Source organism: Streptomyces sp. NPDC060209 (genome assembly GCF_042728155.1).
Lineage (GTDB): Bacteria > Actinomycetota > Actinomycetes > Streptomycetales > Streptomycetaceae > Streptomyces.
The window spans coordinates 1-2,843 of the sequence record NZ_JBHWZS010000529.1 but is presented as its reverse complement, the minus strand read 5'-3'; the positions used below and the strand labels follow the sequence as shown (position 1 = coordinate 2,843).

Below are 2,843 nucleotides of genomic sequence, written 5' to 3'. Positions count from 1 at the left end.
CGCCAGCGCCAACCGCACATCGTCCGCGGCTACTTCGGTGGCCCACACGTCCGCTACGTCCTGAACGAGAACCCCATGAGTTTCTGATCAATATGGCGTGACGCAGGAAGTTCTTTCCGGGGTGCTGGTCGAGTTGGGGCCCTGGAGCGGTTCTTCCAGGACGACGCGGGCCGCGAGCTGGTGAAGTCGAAGCGGCGCTCGCACAACCGGCTCGACTTCGACGCCCAGCTGACGAACGTGTGCTGTGTAGGGGCTGCCCCGGCAAACCAGGTCGGCCCCTACACCTTCTCTAGGCGACGCACCCGTTGCACGCGTCGGTCAGCGATGAGTCACGGGGAAAGCGTGCCGAGCATCTTGATGCAAGCCGGGAGGGGCCGGGAGGCAGTCCACAGCACCACCTCCCGGTGCCTGGCCGAGCGGGACTGGGGGCGCTCACCGGCGGTTCCCAATACCGTCCCCGGTCTTCCGGTCAGTGAGCTGTTTGGCAAGCCTCTTCACCTTCCGGCGGACCTGTTCGCCGACGACCTCGGGCTGTGGGACGCCGGCGACCCGAGCGGCTTCGGGCCAGTTGTTGACCCCAGGGCGGCTGCGTGCGATGGCCACCGCCTGCTCCTGTTCGGAGAGAGCGTTCAGGATCTCGATCAGGCGCGGGTCATCGAAGCCCTCGAAGTCCGTGTCAGCGGCGGGCTGCCCGGAGAGCACGTCGTACAGGGTCATCCCGTCGCCGAGCGGGGCGTCGAGGAGTCGCACGCGCACACGGTTGGCCTGGCGGAGCCAGATCGGCTTGAGCTGTCCGTTGATGACTTTGGCCTCGGCCAAAAACTGGTCCATCGCGCCGGGGGAGAGCTGGCCTTCGTTGTAGAGCGGATCCGCCCAGTCGCCGAGCAAAGCGGTGGAGACCGGCTCACTCCATCCGCTCCACCGTCCCAAGCCCTCCGAGACGAAGGCGCGGAGCGCGGCCCGGTCCCCAGTGCGCGCTGCCTCGCGAGCGTTCATCACTCGGACCACATCGGGCACAGGGACGCCAACCGCCCGGAACCCAGACTCGATCGTCTGGTTGTCCGGGTGGTTGGGCTTGAGCACCGCCATGCCAGTGGTGGTGGTGATCATCGTGGGAGGAGTGCCGCGGTCGAACGGCTCAGGCTGTTCGAACGTACCGTCCAGGTCGAGGGCCACGGTCCCGTCCGCGCGAAGGGTCACGAGCTCGCCTTCCGCCCCGGTCCAGTCAACTGGGAACAAGGCCATGACCGCCCCAGCGCCGTCCGTATCCCAGTTGAACTGGTTGATCTGCTCCGCGATGTGGGTGTCGATGGAGTCGTTGTCCTCGACCATGTAGTAGCTGGGCGTCAGGTCCTCGGCGGCCATGAGCGCCTCCTTACATCGATGGGAAATCCTTCTCCTCTCAGAGGCGGCGTGGGCCCGATCCGACAACGATGCCGAAAGTGGCCATGTGACCCGCATCACATGGCCATCGCCAGGGCTAGGTGCGCATCCCGCACCTCCGGTACTGGTGGGCTTTGCCGGGCGTGACAGAGCTGCAGACAGGGTGACAACAGTTCTTCGAGTGCACCCGCCGTGCTGTCCTGGACTGGCTCGGCCACCGACACAGCTGCTGGCCGAACACGGCCAACCCCCACCTGCTGATCACCCAGAAGACCGCCGTCGAACTCGGCCCGGCTGGCAAGCTCTGGACCATTTGGGCCACCCGCAACCTCACCGCCACCCTGGAACGGCTCCGCGTTGACCGTCAGCTCGAAGAGGCCCTCACCCACGGCGCCGACCCCCTCCACATCGCACTCGTGTTCGGCATCGACGAGAAGACCGCCATCCGCTACGCGGACTCAGCACGAGCGCTTCTGGGCGAAGAAGCCGAGCAGGCATCGCAGTGAAACCCGCTCGACCTGTTTAACCCCATGACGAGATCATGGCCCCATGCCGTCAACCGAATCAGCCGCCCGCGAGCTTCAGGACCGCGCCGTTCTCTGGAGCATGGGCGAGATCCGCGCAACCGATATCGTCACCGCTGCCTGTGATGCACTCGTTGCCGGCCTCGACAGTCCTGCCCTACGGATCCTGGCCGCGTGCACGCGCGCGGAGGCGGACTACGACGTCCCCGACCTCCTTCCCCCAGCACTCGACGAACTGGGCCTCACCTTCCACTCAGCGGGCAGCGTTGCCGGACAGGAAGCCGCCGCGAGAGCACTTGCCGCCCGGATGCTGGCCGGCGAACTGACGCCACGCGAGCTGGCCTTCAGGATCCATCAGCGCTTCGGGCACGAGCTGCCTCTGGCCGAGCAACTCGCCAACCTGGACGACGACTACGACGTCCTCGAATACGGCGACAGAACACAGGCGCAGGTCGACGCCGATGTCACGACCGAAGCTTTTCGACTCACGCAGCACCGTCGAGTTCCAACCGAACCCACGGGTCTACCGACCTGAAGCAGACCGGTGCACCCGTGGGTTCAGGCTGAAGGACCTTCGGTTTCCTTAAACCCACAGGGATCTTGGCCCCGGAGTCCTAGCCCAGACGGCAGCCGCAAAGTAACCGGCGAGTACTTTTCACGTTGCCAGGCGGCCCATTTTCCGGCATGCGGTGAGCTGCCCAGGTAGATCTACGCACTCAGGCTGTGTCATGTACCGGGCGGCCACTTCCCTCCCCTGAGGAGCAGCACTTCCGGAGCGCCCGTTTCTCTCTTCTGACCTGGGCTTTTGCGGCACTGCGCAAAGGCCTCGCTAAGCATGCTCGCGTTAGCGATGCTCGTTCTCGAGTGGCGAACGGGGTTCACCCAGGGCGCGCCGTCGTCCGTTCGGGGAACGGTCAAAGTGACCGTTCCCCGAAC

Annotated in this window: 2 protein-coding genes; one reads left to right on the top strand and one right to left on the bottom strand. The window is 65.6% G+C overall.

What is annotated here, in order from left to right; translation table 11 throughout:
* Positions 1 to 432: 432 nt before the first annotated feature.
* Positions 433 to 1,365, bottom strand: coding sequence for a hypothetical protein (locus ACFWFI_RS42240; RefSeq protein WP_387401196.1), 933 nt, complete (start codon positions 1,363 to 1,365; stop codon positions 433 to 435).
* Positions 1,366 to 1,932: 567 nt separating this feature from the next.
* Between ACFWFI_RS42240 and ACFWFI_RS42235 the strand changes: the two genes are divergently transcribed.
* Complete coding sequence (locus ACFWFI_RS42235; RefSeq protein WP_387401194.1) at positions 1,933 to 2,442, top strand: hypothetical protein; 510 nt, start codon at positions 1,933 to 1,935, stop codon at positions 2,440 to 2,442.
* Positions 2,443 to 2,843 lie beyond the last annotated feature (401 nt).

Bases quoted from the DNA above. Each gene is read 5' to 3' on its own strand.
- ACFWFI_RS42240 (WP_387401196.1), bottom strand. From the start codon at position 1,365: ATGGCCGCCGAGGACCTGACGCCCAGCTACTACATGGTCGAGGACAAC.
- ACFWFI_RS42235 (WP_387401194.1), top strand. From the start codon at position 1,933: ATGCCGTCAACCGAATCAGCCGCCCGCGAGCTTCAGGACCGCGCCGTT.